Source organism: Paraburkholderia fynbosensis, from assembly GCF_902859935.1.
GTDB classification, from domain to species: domain Bacteria; phylum Pseudomonadota; class Gammaproteobacteria; order Burkholderiales; family Burkholderiaceae; genus Paraburkholderia; species Paraburkholderia fynbosensis.
Map to the genome: position 1 here is coordinate 41235 of NZ_CADIKI010000008.1, position 17919 is coordinate 59153.

12 protein-coding genes are annotated in these 17919 nt (G+C 66.4%); 7 read left to right on the forward strand and 5 right to left on the reverse strand.

Going from position 1 to position 17919, the window contains the following annotated elements; genetic code table 11:
* The first annotated feature begins 2 nt into the window (after positions 1-2).
* Positions 3-2081 carry a pseudouridine synthase gene (locus HV770_RS14965; RefSeq protein WP_175160748.1) on the forward strand — a complete coding sequence of 693 codons (2079 nt, stop codon included), beginning with the start codon at positions 3-5 and terminating at the stop codon, positions 2079-2081.
* 159 nt (positions 2082-2240) lie between these two features.
* Here HV770_RS14965 and def read toward each other — a convergent pair whose 3' ends face one another.
* From def to HV770_RS14990, 5 genes are all read right to left on the reverse strand, one after another.
* Entirely contained in the window at positions 2241-2774 is a 534-nt protein-coding gene (def, locus tag HV770_RS14970) for a peptide deformylase (protein WP_042323105.1), read from the reverse strand.
* On the reverse strand, positions 2771-4837 hold the full coding sequence (gene ligA / locus HV770_RS14975; protein WP_175160750.1) for an NAD-dependent DNA ligase LigA: 2067 nt from the start codon (positions 4835-4837) through the stop codon (positions 2771-2773). Before ligA ends, def begins: the two co-directional genes overlap by 4 nt.
* A 254-nt stretch (positions 4838-5091) precedes the next feature.
* A complete protein-coding gene (locus HV770_RS14980; protein WP_175160752.1) occupies positions 5092-6402 on the reverse strand; it encodes a cell division protein ZipA C-terminal FtsZ-binding domain-containing protein in 1311 nt (436 codons plus the stop codon).
* 112 nt (positions 6403-6514) lie between these two features.
* Positions 6515-10033 (reverse strand): chromosome segregation protein SMC, encoded by a 3519-nt coding sequence (smc, locus tag HV770_RS14985; protein WP_175160754.1) that lies wholly within the window; start codon positions 10031-10033, stop codon positions 6515-6517.
* Between the two features lie 149 nt (positions 10034-10182).
* Positions 10183-11178: a DMT family transporter gene (locus tag HV770_RS14990; RefSeq protein WP_175160756.1), complete on the reverse strand. Its 996-nt coding sequence runs from the start codon at positions 11176-11178 to the stop codon at positions 10183-10185.
* 506 nt (positions 11179-11684) lie between these two features.
* On the opposite strand from HV770_RS14990, the gene dapC reads away from it, so the two are divergent.
* The 6 genes from dapC (at position 11685) to cls (ending at position 17908) form a co-directional block, all read left to right on the forward strand.
* On the forward strand, positions 11685-12902 hold the full coding sequence (gene dapC / locus HV770_RS14995; RefSeq protein ID WP_175160758.1) for a succinyldiaminopimelate transaminase: 1218 nt from the start codon (positions 11685-11687) through the stop codon (positions 12900-12902).
* A gap of 96 nt (positions 12903-12998) precedes the next feature.
* Complete coding sequence (gene dapD, locus HV770_RS15000; protein WP_149668268.1) at positions 12999-13826, forward strand: 2,3,4,5-tetrahydropyridine-2,6-dicarboxylate N-succinyltransferase; 828 nt, start codon at positions 12999-13001, stop codon at positions 13824-13826.
* A complete protein-coding gene (locus HV770_RS15005) occupies positions 13826-14191 on the forward strand; it encodes an ArsC family reductase (protein ID WP_006053008.1) in 366 nt (121 codons plus the stop codon). The genes dapD and HV770_RS15005 overlap by 1 nt, the downstream gene beginning before the upstream one ends.
* Positions 14192-14344: 153 nt before the next feature.
* Entirely contained in the window at positions 14345-15484 is a 1140-nt protein-coding gene (gene dapE / locus HV770_RS15010) for a succinyl-diaminopimelate desuccinylase (protein ID WP_175160760.1), read from the forward strand.
* A 16-nt stretch (positions 15485-15500) separates the two neighbouring features.
* On the forward strand, positions 15501-16385 hold the full coding sequence (gene prmB / locus HV770_RS15015) for a 50S ribosomal protein L3 N(5)-glutamine methyltransferase (protein WP_175160762.1): 885 nt from the start codon (positions 15501-15503) through the stop codon (positions 16383-16385).
* 71 nt (positions 16386-16456) lie between these two features.
* A complete protein-coding gene (gene cls / locus HV770_RS15020; RefSeq protein ID WP_175160764.1) occupies positions 16457-17908 on the forward strand; it encodes a cardiolipin synthase in 1452 nt (483 codons plus the stop codon).
* Positions 17909-17919: the final 11 nt, after the last annotated feature.

Genomic DNA, 17919 nt, shown 5'->3' on the forward strand with positions numbered 1-17919 from the left:
TCATGCGAGTCAAATTAACAGCCAAGCACCCGCGGCCGGCTTCGTCCGAACGCGCCCCTGTCCGTACCGGTAGCACGTCGGCACGTAAGCCGACGCGCCCGCAGGCACCGACGCCGTCGATGGCAGGTTCCAGCGGGGCGCGGGGTGAAGGCGCTGGCGCAGCGGGCGGCGGCAAGCGGCCCGTGGGCGGCAAGCCGACGGGCGGCGGTGCGCGCGCGCCGCGCGCGGAGGGGTCGTTTGCGCGCCCGCGGGACGCGGGCGCCGAAGGTGCGCCGCGCCGCACGACATCGGATCGGCCGCCGCGCCGGGAAGGCGCGGGGGGTGATCGCGGTGAACGCGCACCGCGTCGCTTCGAAGGTGCTGGTGATCGTGGTGAACGCGCGCCCCGCCGTTTCGAAGGTGCCGGTGACCGCAGTGAACGCGCGCCGCGCCGTTCCGAAGGTGCGGGTGACCGCGGTGAACGCGCGCCGCGCCGCTTTGAAGGTGCGGGTGATCGTGGTGAACGCGCGCCGCGTCGCTTCGAAGGCGCTGCTGGTGATCGTGGTGAACGCGCGCCCCGCCGTTTCGAAGGTGCGGGTGACCGCAGTGAACGCGCGCCCCGCCGTTTCGAAGGTGCAGGCGAGCGCAGTGAACGCGCGCCCCGCCGTTTCGAAGGCGCAGGCGAGCGCGGTGAACGCGCACCCCGCCGCCCCGAAGGCGCGGATAATCGCGGCGAGCGCGCCCCGCGCAGTTTCGGCGACCGTGCCCCGCGTCGCGACGACGGCGAGCGCCGTCCGTTCAGCGGTTCGCGCCCCGGCGCGAACCGACCGTCGAATGCTGGCCCGCGCGCCGAACGTCCGGAGCGCCGCGAGCGTGACGCTTCCGATCGCCCCCGTTTCGGCAGCGACCGTGGCGCTCCGCAAGAGCGCCGCAACAGCGAGCGGAGCGACCGGGGACCGCGTAGCGACAGCGCGCCGCGTCGTCTCGAAGGTGAGCGCGGTTCATCCGGGCGCAGCTTCGCCGGACCCGTAAAAAGCGGCTACGCAGACCGCTCGGACCGTCCGGCACGCGCACCGCGCGACGACCGTGGCGAGCGCACCGAACGGGCACCGGCCAAACGCGAGTTCGGCGAGCGCCCCTCGCGTGACGGCGAACGCAGCGAACGCCCCGCACGCAGCTTCGACAAAAACCTGCCGTCCGCGCCCCGCCGTTTCGGTGACGACCGCCCCGCACGCGCCGACAAGCCGCGCGGCCCGGCGCCAGCGGCACGCGCCGAGCGCCGCGACGCCAAGAGCGGTGCCGATGCCGCGCCGCGCACTCCGCGTCGCGATTACGAAGACGCGCCAGGCATGCTGCGTCTGTCGAAACTGATGTCCGAACTCGGCCTGTGCTCGCGCCGCGAAGCCGACGAGTGGATCGAAAAAGGCTGGGTGCTGGTGGACGGCGAGCGCGTCGACACGCTCGGCACCAAGGTCCGTCCGGATCAGCGCATCGAAATCGACCCCGCCGCCGAAGCCGCGCAAGCGAGCCAGGTGACGGTGCTGATTCACAAGCCGGTCGGTCTGGTCTCGGGCCAGGCGGAAGACGGGTATCAGCCGGCCATCACGCTGGTCACGCCGGAGAATCGCTGGGAAGGCGATCATTCGGAGATCCGCTTCTCGGTCGCGCATCTGCGCCAGCTCGCGCCGGCCGGCCGCCTCGACATCGACTCGACGGGCCTGCTGGTGTTGACGCAGGACGGTCGCGTCGCCAAGCAGTTGATCGGCGGCCATTCGGAGATCGACAAGGAGTATCTGGTGCGCGTGGCTTACGGCGAGCACACTGTGGACGTCGAAAGCCACTTCCCGCCCGAAAGCATCGAACTGCTGCGCCACGGGCTGTCGCTCGACGACGTGCCGCTGAAGCCGGCCCAGGTGGAGTGGCAAAACGGCGAGCAACTGCGTTTCGTGCTGCGCGAAGGCAAGAAGCGCCAGATTCGCCGCATGTGCGAACTGGTCGGCCTCGAAGTGATTGGCCTGAAGCGCGTGCGGATGGGTCGTGTGATGCTGGGCGCGCTGCCCCCCGGCCAGTGGCGCTATCTGTCAGCGGACGAGTCGTTCTGATGATGCTGCGAGCGTCTGTCTGAGCGAGGCGTTGGACAGGCGCAAGCTCGATAAAAAACCCACGCAGATGCGTGGGTTTTTTATTGCCGGCGCCGACGCGGCACACCGCAACTGCCGCGCGTCGCACGCACCAACCGCGCAACGCAGATCGCCACCGCCTCAATCGTCGCTATTCGGATCCATATCCGGAAATAGCACTTCGGTGAAACCGAATTTCGCAAAGTCGTTGATCCGCATCGGATACAGCTTGCCGATCAGGTGATCGCACTCGTGCTGCACGACACGCGCATGAAAACCCTCTGCCACCCGGTCGATCGGCTTGCCATACTGATCGAAGCCGTGATACTTGATCATCGAAAACCGGCTCACCGCGCCCCGCAGGCCCGGCACCGACAGACAGCCTTCCCAGCCCTCCTCCATATCGAGCGAGACCGGCGTAATGGTCGGATTGATCAGCACCGTTTCCGGCACCGGCGGCGCATCCGGATAGCGCTCGTTCTTGCCGAAGCCGAAGATCACCACCTGCAGATTGACGCCGATCTGCGGCGCGGCGAGGCCCGCGCCGTTTGCATCATGCATGGTCTCGAACATGTCCTTGACGAGTTCATGCAGTTCGGGCGTGTCGAAGTGATCGACCGGATCGGCAATACGCAGCAGACGCGGATCGCCCATCTTGAGAATTTCGCGGATCATAACTGCCCCTCCAGGAGCTGATGCATACCATCTTCGTCGAGTACGGGGATGCCGAGTTCCTCGGCCTTCGCCAACTTGCTGCCGGCGTCGGCTCCCGCGACCACATAATCCGTTTTCTTCGACACGGACCCCGCCACTTTCGCGCCGGCCGCCTCGAGCATCTCCTTCGCCGTTTCGCGCGACAGGTTCGGCAACGTGCCGGTCAACACCACGGTCTTGCCGGCCAGCACGCCTTGCGGCGCCTTCGGTGCGGGCGGACCTTCCGGCCATGTGACCTTGCCCGGCGCGCGCAGTTGCTCGATCACCGTGCGGTTGTGCTCTTCGGCGAAGAACTGATGAAGCGACTCGGCGACCACCGGCCCCACGTCGTTGACTTCGAGCAGCGCTTCGACCGACGCGTCCATGATCGGCGTCAGCGAACCGAAATGTTTGGCCAGATCTTTCGCCGTCGATTCGCCCACGTGACGGATGCCGAGCGCATAAATAAAGCGCGCCAGTGTAGTGTGCTTGGCCTTTTCGAGCGAATCGAGCAGGTTCTGCGCGGACTTGTCGGCGAAGCGGTCGAGTTCCGCGAGCGTCGCGAAGCCGAGGTTGAACAGATCGGCCGGCGTGCGCACCAGATTCTGCTCGACCAGTTGATCGATGATTTTCTCGCCGAGCCCGTCGATGTCGAGCGCGCGCCGCTGCGCGAAGTGCCACAGCGCCTGCTTGCGTTGCGCCGGACAGAAGAGGCCGCCGGTACAGCGCGCAATCGCCTCGTCGGGCAGCCGCTCGATGTTCGAGCCGCACACCGGGCACTGGGTCGGCATCACGAACTCGCGGGCGTCCGCCGGGCGGCGCTCGAGCAGCGCGCTCACCACTTCGGGAATCACGTCGCCGGCGCGCCGTACGATCACCGTATCGCCGATGCGGATATCCTTGCGGCGCACTTCGTCTTCGTTATGCAGCGTGGCATTGGTGACCGTCGCGCCGCCGACGAACACCGGCTCGAGGCGTGCCACCGGCGTGATCGCGCCGGTGCGGCCGACCTGCACGTCGATCGCAACGAGCCGGGTCAGCGCTTCCTGCGCGGGAAACTTGTGCGCGAGCGCAAAACGCGGCGCGCGCGACACGAAGCCGAGCGCGTCCTGCTCGTCACGCCGGTTGACCTTGTAGACCACCCCGTCGATGTCGTACGGCAGCGTGTCGCGCTTCTCGCCGACCGCATGGAAGAACCTCAGTAAGCCTTCGGCGCCCTGCACCACCGCCCGCTCGCTGTTCACCGGCAAGCCGAGTTCCTTGTACCAGTCGAGCAATTCGCTGTGCGTGGCAGGCATGTCGATCCCGTCGAGCACGCCAATACCATAGGCAAAAAACGACAGCGGCCGCTGCGCGGTGATCTTCGAATCGAGCTGCCGCAAACTGCCCGCCGCCGCGTTACGCGGATTGGCGAATTCCCTCTGCTCGGCCGCGCGCTGGCGTTCGTTCAGGCGTTCGAAATCGCGCTTGAACATCAGCACTTCGCCGCGTACGTCGAGGATGCGCGGCACGCGCCTGCCTTTGAGCTTGAGCGGGATGGAGCGGATCGTGCGGACGTTTTCGGTGACGTTCTCGCCGGTGGTGCCATCGCCACGGGTGGCCGCCTGCACGAACGCGCCGTTGACGTACCGCAGCGAGATGGCGAGGCCGTCGAATTTCAGCTCGGCCGCGTAGTCGACCGGAACCGGCGGCTCGCTCGCGTTCCTGCCGAGCGCGTCGCCGACGCGTTTGTCGAACGCGACAATGTCTTCATCGGCGAAACCGTTGTTCAGCGACAGCATGGGCAGGTCGTGCACGACCTGCTCGAAGCCGCTCGCCGCCTCGCCGCCCACGCGCTGGGTGGGCGAATCCGGCACGATCAGATCCGGATGCTCCGTCTCGATACGCTCCAGTTCCTTGAACAGCTTGTCGTACTCCGCGTCCGGCAGGTCCGGCTGGTCGAGCACGTAGTACGCGTAGTTCGCGCGTTCGAGTTCCGCGCGCAGCCACACGGCGCGCTCGGCCGGAGCGCTGGTTGCTGAGGGGAAGACGGGAGTTCTGGCCATGCTCTCTGACGGTTCTTGATGAAATTCGGACATTGGATTATCGCAGGAAGCGTGCCCCTTTACATCGGCCGAATGGGCTACATGCGGAGGCTTGTTTTAGCGTGGCGGCAGAATGGCCGCGAGTGGACCGCGGCTTCGCCGCGCGCCGGTTCCGGCAGGCTCGCGCGCGCTGCGTCGCGACATGCGAACGCAGCGCCACAAACGACGACGGCCGCACATCGTGCGGCCGTCGAGACACCGAAAAATCGTGCTCGTTACTGGCTGAACAGGCGCCGGGTGGCGGGCGACCCAGCCGGAATCCCGGCCTGTTCGAGTTTCGCGTAGAGCGTCATCAACTGCTTCTCGATCGCGAGCAGCGCGGTTTCCGGCAACGGACGGCGTCCATCGTCGACCACCCGTCCGCCGATACGCTCAGCCAGCGATTTCGCGTAGTCGCACATCAGCCGGAACGGCAGGATGTCCTCGTCGGCGACCGGCACGTCGAGCACCAGCGTAATCATCTGGCCGCCCTTGTAGGTAAGGTCGTCGCGCAGGAAGTTGGTGTCGCCGAACTGCAGCATGAACACCGGGCTCTGGCGCGCGTCGAGCTTGACGAACCGCGTGCCGTCGCGCGAGAGCAGCAAGCCGTCCTGCGACGCCACCGCCTGCACGTAGTTGGCCGACCACGGCGCGCCGTCGGAGAGCACGTTGATCGACAGCTGCGCGTCGCACTGTGCGGCGAACCCGTCGAGCTCGCGCGCCATCGCCACCGTTTCGAGCATGTCCGGGAATTCCGGCGATGCATCGAGCGCATCGGCGAATTGCTGCACCCCGGTCACGAACTCCGAAAATTCGAGTTCGTTGAGCGCGCCGCTGCGATTGGCAAGCTGCGCGGCCGCGCGCAGTTCTTCATAGCGCGCGCCGTTTTGCAGCAGCTCCCACGCCCCGCCTTCGAGCTTGCCTTCGATATGCACCGGCTTGCTGCCGGCGCGGCGCAGGCGCTGCGCGAGCGGAATCACCTTGTCGCCGGCAACCGGCCCGTTCAGACGGATCGGCACGATGCAGTCGATCCGCCGATCGACGATGGCCGGCGGCGCCGACGATATCGTCGTGGCGGCGGGCAGAATCGGTTCGGCCCGCTCGTTGTCCTCGCGCGCGGCATCGCGAGCGGCGGCCGCCGGCTTGCCCTCACCGGCCTCGGCCGTATGGACGTGCTCGCCTTCCGCTTCGGCCACGCCCTCGGCTTCCGGAAAGCCGTTCGGCGTGACGGTGTCGGCCTGAATATCGGCCGGCGTGTCGAGCGGCGCGACGGAGCTGCCGCCGAACGTGGGCTCGACGCGCCTCTCAGCCGTTTCCGTCGGGGCGTCGGAATTCACCACCGGTTCGCGGCGCGTAGTCGGCCGGGCCGGTTCGATGAACGGACTCTGCTCCTCCTGATCGTCCCGCGCGAAAGTTTCAGCGGTCTCGGCAGGCATCGGGCGCGGCATCTTGCGACGCACCTTCGCGCTCTGCCACGCGTTGTACACGACCACGCCCCCGACCACCACGGCACCCGCGCCGATCAAACCGAGTGTCAACTCGTCCATGCATGCTCCATCAGCAATTCTTTATCCGCGCGGTCATGCGCCCGCTCCACGTGTCGCGCGGCCTGCCATGCAAGCCGCTGCGCTGAACGCGGACGCCCGCGAAGGCTTTAACTCAAACGATATTCTGGGCGAAACCGGCCGCCGTTTCCATGTCGACCGCGACGATGCGTGACACGCCCTGCTCCTGCATGGTCACACCGATCAACTGTTGCGCCATTTCCATCGCGATCTTGTTGTGCGAGATGAACAGGAACTGGGTTTTGTCCGACATCGCCCGCACGAGGTTCGCGAAACGTTCGGTGTTGGCGTCGTCGAGCGGCGCGTCCACTTCGTCGAGCAGACAGAACGGCGCCGGATTCAGCTGGAACATCGCGAACACCAGCGCGGTGGCGGTCAACGCTTTCTCGCCGCCCGACAGCAGGTGAATAGTCGAATTCTTCTTGCCCGGAGGCTGCGCCATCACCTGCACGCCGGCGTCGAGAATCTCGTCGCCGGTCATGATCAGCTTCGCCTGACCGCCGCCGAACAGACGCGGGAACAGTTCGCCGAAATGACGGTTCACTTCGTCGAAGGTGCCTTGCAACAGCGTGCGCGTTTCGGCGTCGATCTTGCGGATCGCGTCTTCGAGCGTTTCGATCGCGCTCGTCAGGTCAGCCGATTGCGCGTCGAGGAACGTCTTGCGCTCGGTGGCCGCCTTCAGCTCGTCGAGCGCGGCCATGTTGACCGGGCCGAGCGCGACGATTGCATTGTTGATACGCGTGACTTCGCCTTGCAGATACGACGGCTTCATGTCCGGCGTGAGCTTGGCCTGCAGTTCGGCCTCGTCGACGCCCGCCGCCGCGAGTTGCTCGATGAACTGCTCGCCGTTCAGTCGCGCGGCCTGCTCCTTCAACTGCAATTCGTTGATGCGCTCGCGCAGCGGTTGCAGCGCGCGCTCGGTGGCGAGGCGGGTTTCGTCGGCGGCGCGCAGCTTGGCGGTGAGATCGTCCAGTTCGAGGCGCGCGGCATGCAGCGCCTCTTCCTTGACCGAACGGATGTCGAGCGCGTCCTGCAGGCCGGTGTGCGCGGTCTGCTCGTTGATCGTCTCCAACTCGGCGCGCGCGTCTTCCAGCGATGCCGCGACACGCTCGCTCTGCTCGTGCGCGACCTGAATGCTGCGCTTCAGTTCGTCGATACGGTTCGCCATGTTGCGAGCGGCGAAGCGCGCATCGGTGGCGCCACGGTCGAGGTCGCGCGCCTGACCGCGTGCGGTGGTCAGTTCTTCGTCGAGTGCCTCGAAGGCCAGCTGGTGATCTTCGAAACGCGCCTGCAGTTCGGCCAGTTCGCCGTCGTGCCGCTCGAAGTTCGCCTCCGACTCCGCACGCATCGCGCGCTGCTCTTCGATCTGCGCGGTGATCTCTTCGAGTTCCTCGCGAATCTGCGTGCTGCGCTGCGTGTAACGCTCATGCGCCTGGGTGAGCTTGAGCACGTCCATCTGCAGGGCGTGCACGCGCTGCGTCGCGCGTTCGGCCTGCTGACGCACGTCGGTCAGCACCTGCGCGGCTTGCGTGTGCGCGGCTTCGGCGCGAATCGCCGCAGCCTTTGCCTCGTCGGCGAGCAAGGCCTGCGCGCGCACCTGGCGCGCGAGGTTTTCGATTTCCTGCTGACGGGCCAGCATGCCGGCCTGTTCGGAATCGGCTGCATACAGCTGCACGCCGACGCGCGTCACCACATGCCCCGCCTTCACGACGAACGAGCCGCCTTCCGGCAATTGCGAGCGCATGCCGAGCGCCTGCTGCAGGTCGTCCGCGACGAAGGCGAGCCCCAGCCAGTCGGTCAGCACCGCGCGGATGCCCGCGTCGTCGATGCGCACGAGCGACAGCAACGGCCGCAAAGCGGGCGGCGTGGCGGCCGGCTGACCGGCGACGGGCGGCGCGTAGAACGCGAGCTTCGCGGGCGGTGCGTCGGTGGCGAACGCCTTGACCCAGTCGAGATTCGACACTTCGAGTGCGGCTAGCCGCTCGCGCAACACCGCTTCGAGCGCGGTTTCCCAACCGGCTTCGACGTGCAGCTTCTTCCACAGACGCGGCAGGCCGCCCAGTTCGTGCTTGTCGAGCCACGGCTGGATCTTGCCTTCGGTCTGGACGTTTTCCTGCAGTTGCCTGAGCGCGGCAAGGCGTGCGTCGAGCTGATGAATCTGGGCGCTTTCGGCCTGCACGCGCTCCTGCGCGGTGCGGCGTTCGGCGTCCAGACGCGGCAGCGTTTCCTGCGCGTCGGTCAGACGCGCCTGCGCGTCGTGCAGAATCTCTTCGTGCTCGGCGAGCTGCATGCGCAGGTCTTCGAGCTGCGCTTCGTCGGGCGCGTCGAGGCCGCCCGCTTCGAGCTTCAGGCGCTCGTGACGCTGCTGCAGTTGCTGCAACTGCTGATCGGCATTGCGCTGATGCGCGGCCTCGAGCTTCAACGCCTGTTCGGTCTGCGCGATCCCGCCGCGCTCCGCGTTCAGCTCGGTCTGCGCGTCGCGCCAACGCGCTTCGAGCGCGGGCATCGCGTCGTGCTTCGCGGCGGCTTCGTCTTCGGCCAGCGCGGCTTTTTCTTCGGCGACGGCCAATTGCTCTTCGGCGTCTTCGATATCGCCCTGCGCCTTTTCGGCTTGCGACTGCCACTGCTCGCGCTGCGCGCTCAGCGCGGCGATCTGCGCCTGCACGCGGTTGCGCGATTCGACGATGAACTTGATCTCGGCTTCGAGGCGGCTGACTTCCGAGTTCGCCTCGTACAGCGCGCCTTGCGCGCCCTGCATCGCATCGCTCGCGGAATAATGCGCGACCCGCAGCGTTTCGAGTTGCGCTTCGACTTCGCGCAACTTCGCGGTTTGCGCTTCGAGGTCGATCTGCGCCTGTTCGATCGCGCGTTGCTGGCGTTCCTGCTCGCTGCCGGCTTCGTTCTTGCGCAACAGCCACAACAGACGCTGCTTCTCTTCGCCGTCGGCCTGCAGTTCCTTGTAGCGCGTGGCGACCACCGCCTGGCCTTCGAGCTTCTCGAGGTTGGTCCCCAGTTCGCGGACGATGTCCTCGACCCGCGTCAGATTTTCGCGCGTGTCGTGCAAACGGTTCTCGGTCTCGCGGCGGCGTTCCTTGTACTTCGACACGCCGGCGGCTTCTTCGAGGAACACGCGCAGCTCTTCGGGCTTCGCCTCGATCAGGCGCGCGATCATGCCCTGCCCGATGATCGCGTACGCGCGCGGCCCGAGGCCGGTGCCGAGGAAGATGTCCTGGATGTCGCGGCGGCGCGCCGGCAGATTGTTGATGTAGTAGCTCGAGGTGCCGTCGCGCGTGAGCACGCGCTTCACGGCGATTTCGGCATACTGGCCCCATTGGCCGGCGGCGCGGCCATCGGCGTTGTCGAACACGAGTTCGACGCTGGCGCGGCTGCCGGGCTTGCGCGCGGTCGAGCCATTGAAGATCACGTCCTGCATCGATTCGCCGCGCAGCTCGGAGGCGCGCGATTCGCCGAGCACCCAGCGCACGGCATCGATGATGTTGGACTTGCCGCACCCGTTCGGTCCCACCACGCCAACCAGCTGGCCCGGAACCTGGAAATGCGTGGGATCGACGAATGACTTGAAGCCAGCGAGTTTGATCGAGGTCAGACGCACGGCGATTTCGCTGTTTGAAAAGGGAAAATGATAAGTGGCTCGTGAAGGCTGCGTAAGCCGTTCGCCATTGAGGCGAAGCAGCCCGCGATCCTTCGCGACACGGGCGCCGGCGGCACGCGGTCAGACATGCGCCGGCCAATGAGGGGCAATCATACCATCGCGCGTGGGCGATTCTTACCGCCGTTACGGTCGCCGCGACCGGCATCGTGCGCGTCGTCGAGGCTCGCGTCCGCGGTGGCCGGATCGGGCGGCACGGCCTTGCTCCGATGCACCCAACTCGACAGCGCCGACGCCAGCACGATGCACACGCCGCCGGCCCATTCGCGCGGGCCCGGCGTCTCGCCGGCGAACAGCCACGCGGACAGCGCGGTGACCACGATCTCGAACAGCATGATGATCGACGCGCGGTTGGCCGGCACGCGCGCAAGCCCGTACTGCACCAGCATATTGTTCGACGCCAGCAGCAGACCGAGGCCGAGCACGAGCCATGCGGCAGTGCCCAGATGCGCACCGGTGGGCGGCGCGGGCATCGCTTCGAACAGCGACGCGCAAGCGCTAAAGAGCGCCGCGCCGCCGAAGATTGTCGCGGTGCGCATTTCCGGCTTCATGTCCGGCAGCACGCGGCTCGTCTTGAGGATCAGCACGTTGCTCATCGCAAAGCCCATGCCGCCCGCGAGGCCCGCCCATTCGGCGAGATTGCCGGGCAACGGCATACCCAGTTGCGGCGACCACAGCATGGTCATCGCGCCGGCCAGCGACAGCGCCGCGAGGCCCGCGCCCGCCCATGTCAGCCGCTCGTGCAGGATGAAGTGCGCGAAGAGCGCCGTCCACGCCGGAGTGAGATAGAACAGCAGCAGCACGCGCATCACCTGGCCATGAATCGAGCCCCACACGAAGCCGAGATTGGTGATGCCCGCGGCCAGCGCGAGCGCCGGCAGCAGCCAGTGCCAGCGCACCGTCTTGAGCGCTCGATGACGCACCAGCAGCACGAACAGGCAGCCTGCGCCGCTCGTCAGCGCGCTTGCCGCGGTGCCGGTGACGCCGAGCGCCGCGAGCATGCGCAGCGGATACCAGATCATCCCCCATACCGATGCGCCCAGCATGATCGCGAGCGTCGGCCAGCCGTTGCGAAGCCAGTGGGTCATCGCGCGGGGCTCCTCGTCGTGCCGTCAACGCATGCGGCGGGTGTGCGCCCGCGTCGTGCGGCTGTCTCCTGAACTGCTGCGTACATTGATGCTCCTGCTTCTTTTCTTGCGCGAACCGTGTGCGGCTCGCGTCGTTCCCGCTGCAACGCATACGCTGCGCCGCCTGGCGGGTTGCGCCGCTGCTTGCCGGCGCGACGTGTTTCGTTTGCTGCGTGGTTTGTTGCGCCACACGGCGCGGCGGCCGCAACTGCCGGCGCGCGCCGCCGTGCCGTGCTTGTCGACTGCTTAATGGCCGCGCACCGCCTGCCAACCAGCTCGCCCCTTCACTCGTCTCGCGACGCCCGCCACGTTGTCCGCCGCGTCATGCGCGCCACGCTATAATCATCCGCTTGCCGCCGCTGCCGGCCGGTCGGCCCCGCGCTACAACGGGCTGCGCCACCGGTGCGCGCGCCGCGTTTCTCCCAGCATTCATCTGCGCCCATCTTCGATCAGGCTCGATCCGCCCAGTGAACCCCCTACTCGACTCCCTTCAGTCCTACCCGTTCGAAAAGCTGCGCGTGCTTTTCAAGGACGTTACGCCGCCCGCCAGCCTTGCGCACATCAGCTTCGGCATCGGCGAGCCGAAACATCCGACGCCCGCGCTGATCCGCGACGCCGTGGTGGCCTCGCTCGGCGGCCTCGCCGCGTATCCGGCCACGCTCGGAACGCCCGCGCTGCGCGAATCGATCGCGAACTGGGTCACACAGCGCTACAACCTGCCGCCGCTCGACCCGGCCACCCAGGTGCTGCCGGTGTCGGGTTCGCGCGAGGCGCTGTTCGCTCTCGCGCAGACGGTGCTGGACCCCCAGCGCAACGCCGGCGGCGAGCCTGCGATCGTACTCTGTCCGAACCCGTTCTACCAAATCTACGAAGGCGCGGCGCTGCTCGGCGGCGCGCAGCCGTACTTCGTCAATAGCGATCCGGCGCGCAACTTCGCGTGCGACTACCCGGCGGTGCCGGCCGACATCTGGGCCCGCACGCAACTGCTGTACGTCTGCTCGCCCGGCAACCCGACCGGCGCGGTACTCACGCTCGACGACTGGCGCGAGCTGTTCGCGCTGTCGGACCGCTATGGTTTCGTGATCGCGTCGGACGAGTGCTACTCGGAAATCTATTTCGACGAAGCGAATCCGCCGCTCGGCGGCCTGGAAGCCGCGCACAAGCTCGGCCGCGGCTTCGAGCGCCTCGTCATGCTGTCGAGCCTGTCCAAGCGTTCGAACGTGCCGGGCATGCGCTCGGGCTTCGTCGCCGGCGACGCGGCCATCCTCACGGCCTTCCTGCTGTACCGCACCTACCACGGCGCGGCGCTCTCGACGGTGTTCCAGAGCGCCAGCATCGCCGCGTGGAACGACGAAACTCACGTGCGCGAGAACCGCGCAAAGTACGTGCAGAAGTTCTCCACCGTCACGCCGATGCTCGCGGAAGTGCTCGACGTGCGCCTGCCGGACGCCGCGTTCTACTTGTGGGCGGACGTCTCGCGCACGGGTCTGTCGGACACCGAGTTCGCCCAGCGCCTGTACGCCGACTATAATGTGACGGTTCTGCCGGGCTCGTTCCTCGCGCGTACCGCGCACGGCGTGAACCCCGGCCGCAATTTCGTGCGCCTCGCGCTCGTCGCCGACGTCGACGAATGCACCGAGGGCGCGCAGCGGGTCGTCGATTTTTGCCGCGCGATCGCCGGTTGAGTTTCGCGAGGCCGCCCGAACTCCGGCACCTCGCAACCGAACTCCCGGTGCATCGCATCCCCTCTTCAGACTTCAACTCTTCAGAAAAGCACGCATATGTCGCAACAACTTCAGCAGATCATTGACACCGCCTGGGAAAACCGCGCCGACCTGTCGCCGAAGGCCGCTCCGGCCGAAGTGCGCGAAGCCGTCGCCCACGCGATCGAGCAACTGGACAAGGGCGCGCTGCGCGTCGCCGAAAAGAAGGACGGCGACTGGGTCGTCAATCAGTGGCTGAAGAAAGCCGTGCTGCTGTCGTTCCGCCTCGAAGACAACGCGCCGATGCCGGCCGGCGGCTACAGCCAGTTCTACGACAAGGTGCCGTCGAAATTCGCGAACTACACCGCTGAAGACTTCGCCGCCGGCGGCTTCCGCGTGGTGCCGCCCGCCATCGCGCGCCGCGGCTCGTTCATCGCGAAGAACGTCGTGCTGATGCCGTCGTACACCAACATCGGCGCTTACGTCGACGAAGGCACGATGGTCGACACGTGGGCCACCGTCGGTTCGTGCGCGCAGATCGGCAAGAACGTGCACCTGTCGGGCGGCGTGGGCATTGGCGGCGTGCTGGAGCCGCTGCAGGCGAACCCGGTCATCATCGAAGACAACTGCTTCATCGGCGCGCGCTCGGAAGTGGTGGAAGGCGTGATCGTCGAAGAGAACTCGGTGATCTCGATGGGCGTGTACCTCGGCCAGAGCACCAAGATTTACGACCGCGAAACCGGCGAAGTCACGTACGGCCGCATTCCGGCGGGCTCCGTGGTGGTGGCGGGCAACCTGCCCTCGAAGGACGGCTCGCACAGCCTGTACTGCGCGGTGATCGTCAAGAAGGTCGACGCCAAAACGCGCGCGAAGGTCGGTCTGAACGAGCTGCTGCGAGGCGATTGATGGCGCGCGGCACGAAAACCGTCGTCTACGGCATCCCGAACTGCGACACCGTCAAGAAGGCCCGCGTGTGGCTGGAAGAACACGGCGTCGAGTTCGAGTTTCACGACTTCAAGAAGGCCGGCGTGACCGAGCCGCTCGTGCAGGACTGGCTGAAGGACGTGAAGCTCGACGCGTTGCTGAACCGTCGCGGCACGACGTGGCGCGGTCTGTCCGACGACATGAAAGCGGCCGCTGACACGCAGCCGGGCGCGATCGCGTTGATGATCCACAAGCCGTCGGTGATCAAGCGGCCGGTGCTGGTGGTCAACGGGCGCGTCAAGTCGCTCGGTTTTTCCGCGGACGAGTACGCGGCGCTGTTCGCGTAATCCGACGCGTGTGACTGAACGCAAGACGCAGAACGAGTAAGCAGAGCAAGCGGTAAGCGCGGCACGCGCCGCGTGCATCAAACGCTGTTGCCGGCTGCGGTGTCCAACCGCCAGCCGGCATTTTTTCATTTCAAAGTGGCTTGTACTGAAACCATGTCCGGCACCCTCGCCCTTACCGAACAACTGATCGCGCGTGCGTCCGTGACGCCCGACGACCAGCATTGCCAGCGCCTTTTGATCGAACGCCTGTCCGCGCTCGGCTTCGAGCACGAGACGATCGAATCGAACGGCGTGACCAACCTGTGGGCCGTCAAACGCGGCGTCGACGGCACGAAGGGCAAACTGCTCGCGTTCGCAGGACATACTGACGTCGTGCCGACCGGCCCGCTCGAACAGTGGCACTCGGCGCCGTTCGAGCCGACCCGGCGCGACGGCAAGCTGTACGGCCGCGGCGCGGCGGACATGAAGACGTCGATCGCGGGCTTCGTGGTGGCGAGCGAGGAATTCGTCGCGGCGCACCCCGCGCATCGCGGCTCGATCGCGTTCCTGATCACGAGCGACGAAGAAGGCCCGGCCACCGACGGCACCGTCAAGGTCGTCGAAGCGCTGCAGGCGCGCGGCGAGCGCATGGACTACTGCATCGTCGGCGAACCGACGTCGAGCGCGCAGTTCGGCGACATGGTGAAGAACGGCCGGCGCGGTTCGATGTCGGGCAAGCTGATCGTCAAGGGCGTGCAAGGCCACATCGCGTATCCCCATCTGGCGAAAAATCCGGTGCATCTGCTTGCGCCTGCGCTCGCCGAGCTGGTAGCGGAACGCTGGGACGAAGGCAACGAATACTTCCCGCCCACCACGTGGCAGGTGTCGAACATTCACAGCGGCACCGGTGCGACCAACGTGATCCCCGGCCACGCGGACGTGATGTTCAACTTCCGCTTTTCGACGGCCAGCACCGTCGAAGGTTTGCAGACTCGCGTGCATGCGATCCTCGACAAACACGGCCTCGACTACGATCTGCAGTGGAACGTGAGCGGTCTGCCGTTCCTGACGCCGCGCGGCGAGTTGTCGAACGCGCTCGCGAAGGCGATCAAAGACGAGACCGGCGTGGCCACCGAACTGTCGACCACCGGCGGCACGTCGGACGGCCGCTTCATCGCGCGCATCTGCGAGCAGGTGATCGAATTCGGCCCGCTGAACGCCAGCATCCACAAGATCGACGAACATATCGAAATCGCACACATCGAGCCGCTGAAGAACGTGTATCGCCGCGTGCTCGAACAACTGATCGCCTGACCAAGGACTATTCGCGATGACGCTCCCGTTTTCCACTGTCCGCGACCTGCTGCGTTTCGCGGTGTCGCGCTTCAACCAGGCCGAGCTGTCGTTCGGCCACGGTTCGGCCAACGCGTACGACGAAGCCGCCTACCTGATCCTGCATACGCTGCATCTGCCGCTCGATCTGCTCGATCCGTTCCTCGACGCACGCCTGAGTGCGGCCGAGATCGACGCCGTGCTGAACGTGATCGAGCGCCGCGCCGCCGATCGCGTGCCGGCCGCGTACATCACGCAGGAAGCGTGGATGCACGGCTTTCGCTTTCACGTCGATGAGCGCGTAATCGTGCCGCGTTCGTTCATCGGCGAATTGCTGCAGGACGGCCTGCAGCCGTACGTGGAAGATCCCGAACAGGTGAGCGCGGTGCTGGAGCTGTGCACCGGCTCCGGTTGCCTCGCGATTCTCGCGGCGCATGCCTTCCCGAACGCGGATATCGACGCGGTGGACCTGTCGGCGCCGGCGCTCGAAGTCGCGACGCGCAACGTGACGGACTACAAGCTCGAGGACCGCATCGCGCTGTTCGAAGGCGATCTGTATGCGCCGCTCGCCGAACGCCGCTACGACGTGATCATCAGCAATCCGCCGTACGTGAACGCGGCGTCCATGCAGGAACTGCCCGCCGAATACAAGCACGAGCCGGACATGGCGCTCGCGGGCGGCGCGGACGGCATGGACATCGTGCGCCGGATCATCGCCGAGGCGCGCAACTGGCTGACCGAAGACGGCGTGCTGGTGGTCGAGATCGGCAACGAGCGCGCGCACGTCGAAGCGGCGTTCGGCGGTCTGGATCTCGTGTGGCTGTCGACCAGCGCCGGCGACAACAACGTGTTTCTGATTCAGGCGGCGGATCTGCCGGTCTGAGGTTCCGTCGGCCAGTGGTGTAGGCGCGATGCAGGTGGCGCCGCGCCGCTTCGCCAACTCTTCGCGAGCTTATGCAATTCGACCTGCTTCATGTCGGCCCACTGGTTGCTCTCGCCCACATCCTCGGGGCGATTGCGGCGTGTCACGCGATTCTCAACACCCGTACGTCGCAAGGGGCGATCGCGTGGGCCGTGTCGTTGGTCGCGATGCCTTATCTGACGCTGGTTCCGTATCTCTTCCTCGGCCGCAGCAAGTTCGCCGGCTATGCGGACGCGCGCCGCGTCGAAAACGAACTGCTGCGCACGCGTGCGCATCCACCGGAATGGGACACGCAGGCTTCGTCGGCGGGATTGCCGACGCAGCAACTCGGCGGCAGGTTCGCGCATTCGCTCACGCGTCTCGGCGGCATGCCGTTTTTACCGGGCAATTCCGTGCGCACGCTGGTGAATGGCGCCGCAACGTTCGAGGCCATCTTCGAAGCAATCGAGAACGCGCGCCACTACGTCATCGTGCAGTTCTTCATCGTGCGCGACGACGCGCTCGGCGAGATGCTCAAGGACGCGTTGATCGCCAAGGCCAGTCAAGGCGTGCGCGTCTACTTCCTGTACGACAGCATCGGCAGCTTCGATCTGCCGCACCGCTACGTCGCGGCGCTGCGCGCGGGCGGTGTCGAGATGCATCCGTTCGCGACCAACCGCCGTTTCGTCAACCGCCTGCAACTGAACTTTCGCAATCACCGCAAGATCGTTGCGGTGGATGGTGAGCGTGCGTTCGTCGGCGGCCATAACGTCGGCGTCGAATATCTCGGCGGCAGGGCGCCGCTGTCGCCGTGGCGCGATACGCATATCGAGGTGCGCGGCCCGGCGGTCGCGAGCATCCAGTTCGTCTTCACCGAGGACTGGCACTGGGCCACGCAACAGTTGCCCGAATTCGATATGCCTGCGGCGGCACCCGGCGCCCCTGCCGGGAACGACGGCATGCACTGCCTCGTCGTGCCGAGCGGTCCGGCCGACAAGCAGGAAACCTGCTCGCTCTTTTTCGTCGAAGCGATCAATGCGGCGCGCGAGCGCGTCTGGATCACCACGCCCTATCTCGTGCCGGACGAAGCCGTGTTCTCGGCGCTGCGGCTCGCGGTGCTGCGCGGCGTCGACGTGCGCATCCTGATTCCGTGCCGGCGCGACCACCTGGTGGTGTTCGCCGCCTCGAAGCTGTATGCGTACGACTCGCTGCGCGCGGGCATCCGCATCTTTCGCTACCAGCCGGGCTTCCTGCATCAGAAGGTCATCCTGATCGACAGCGTGGCTGCCGCGATCGGCAGTGCCAATCTCGACAACCGCTCTTTCCGGCTGAACTTCGAGATCATGGTGCTGACCGTGGACCACGGCTTCGCGCAGGAAGTCGAAACGATGCTGCTGAATGATTTCGCCGAATCGCTCGAAATCGATCGCAACGAATACCGGCACGCAAGCGCGCTGCGGCGCGTGCTGATGCACGTGGCGCGGCTTTTTTCACCGATTCTTTAGGCGTGCTGGAG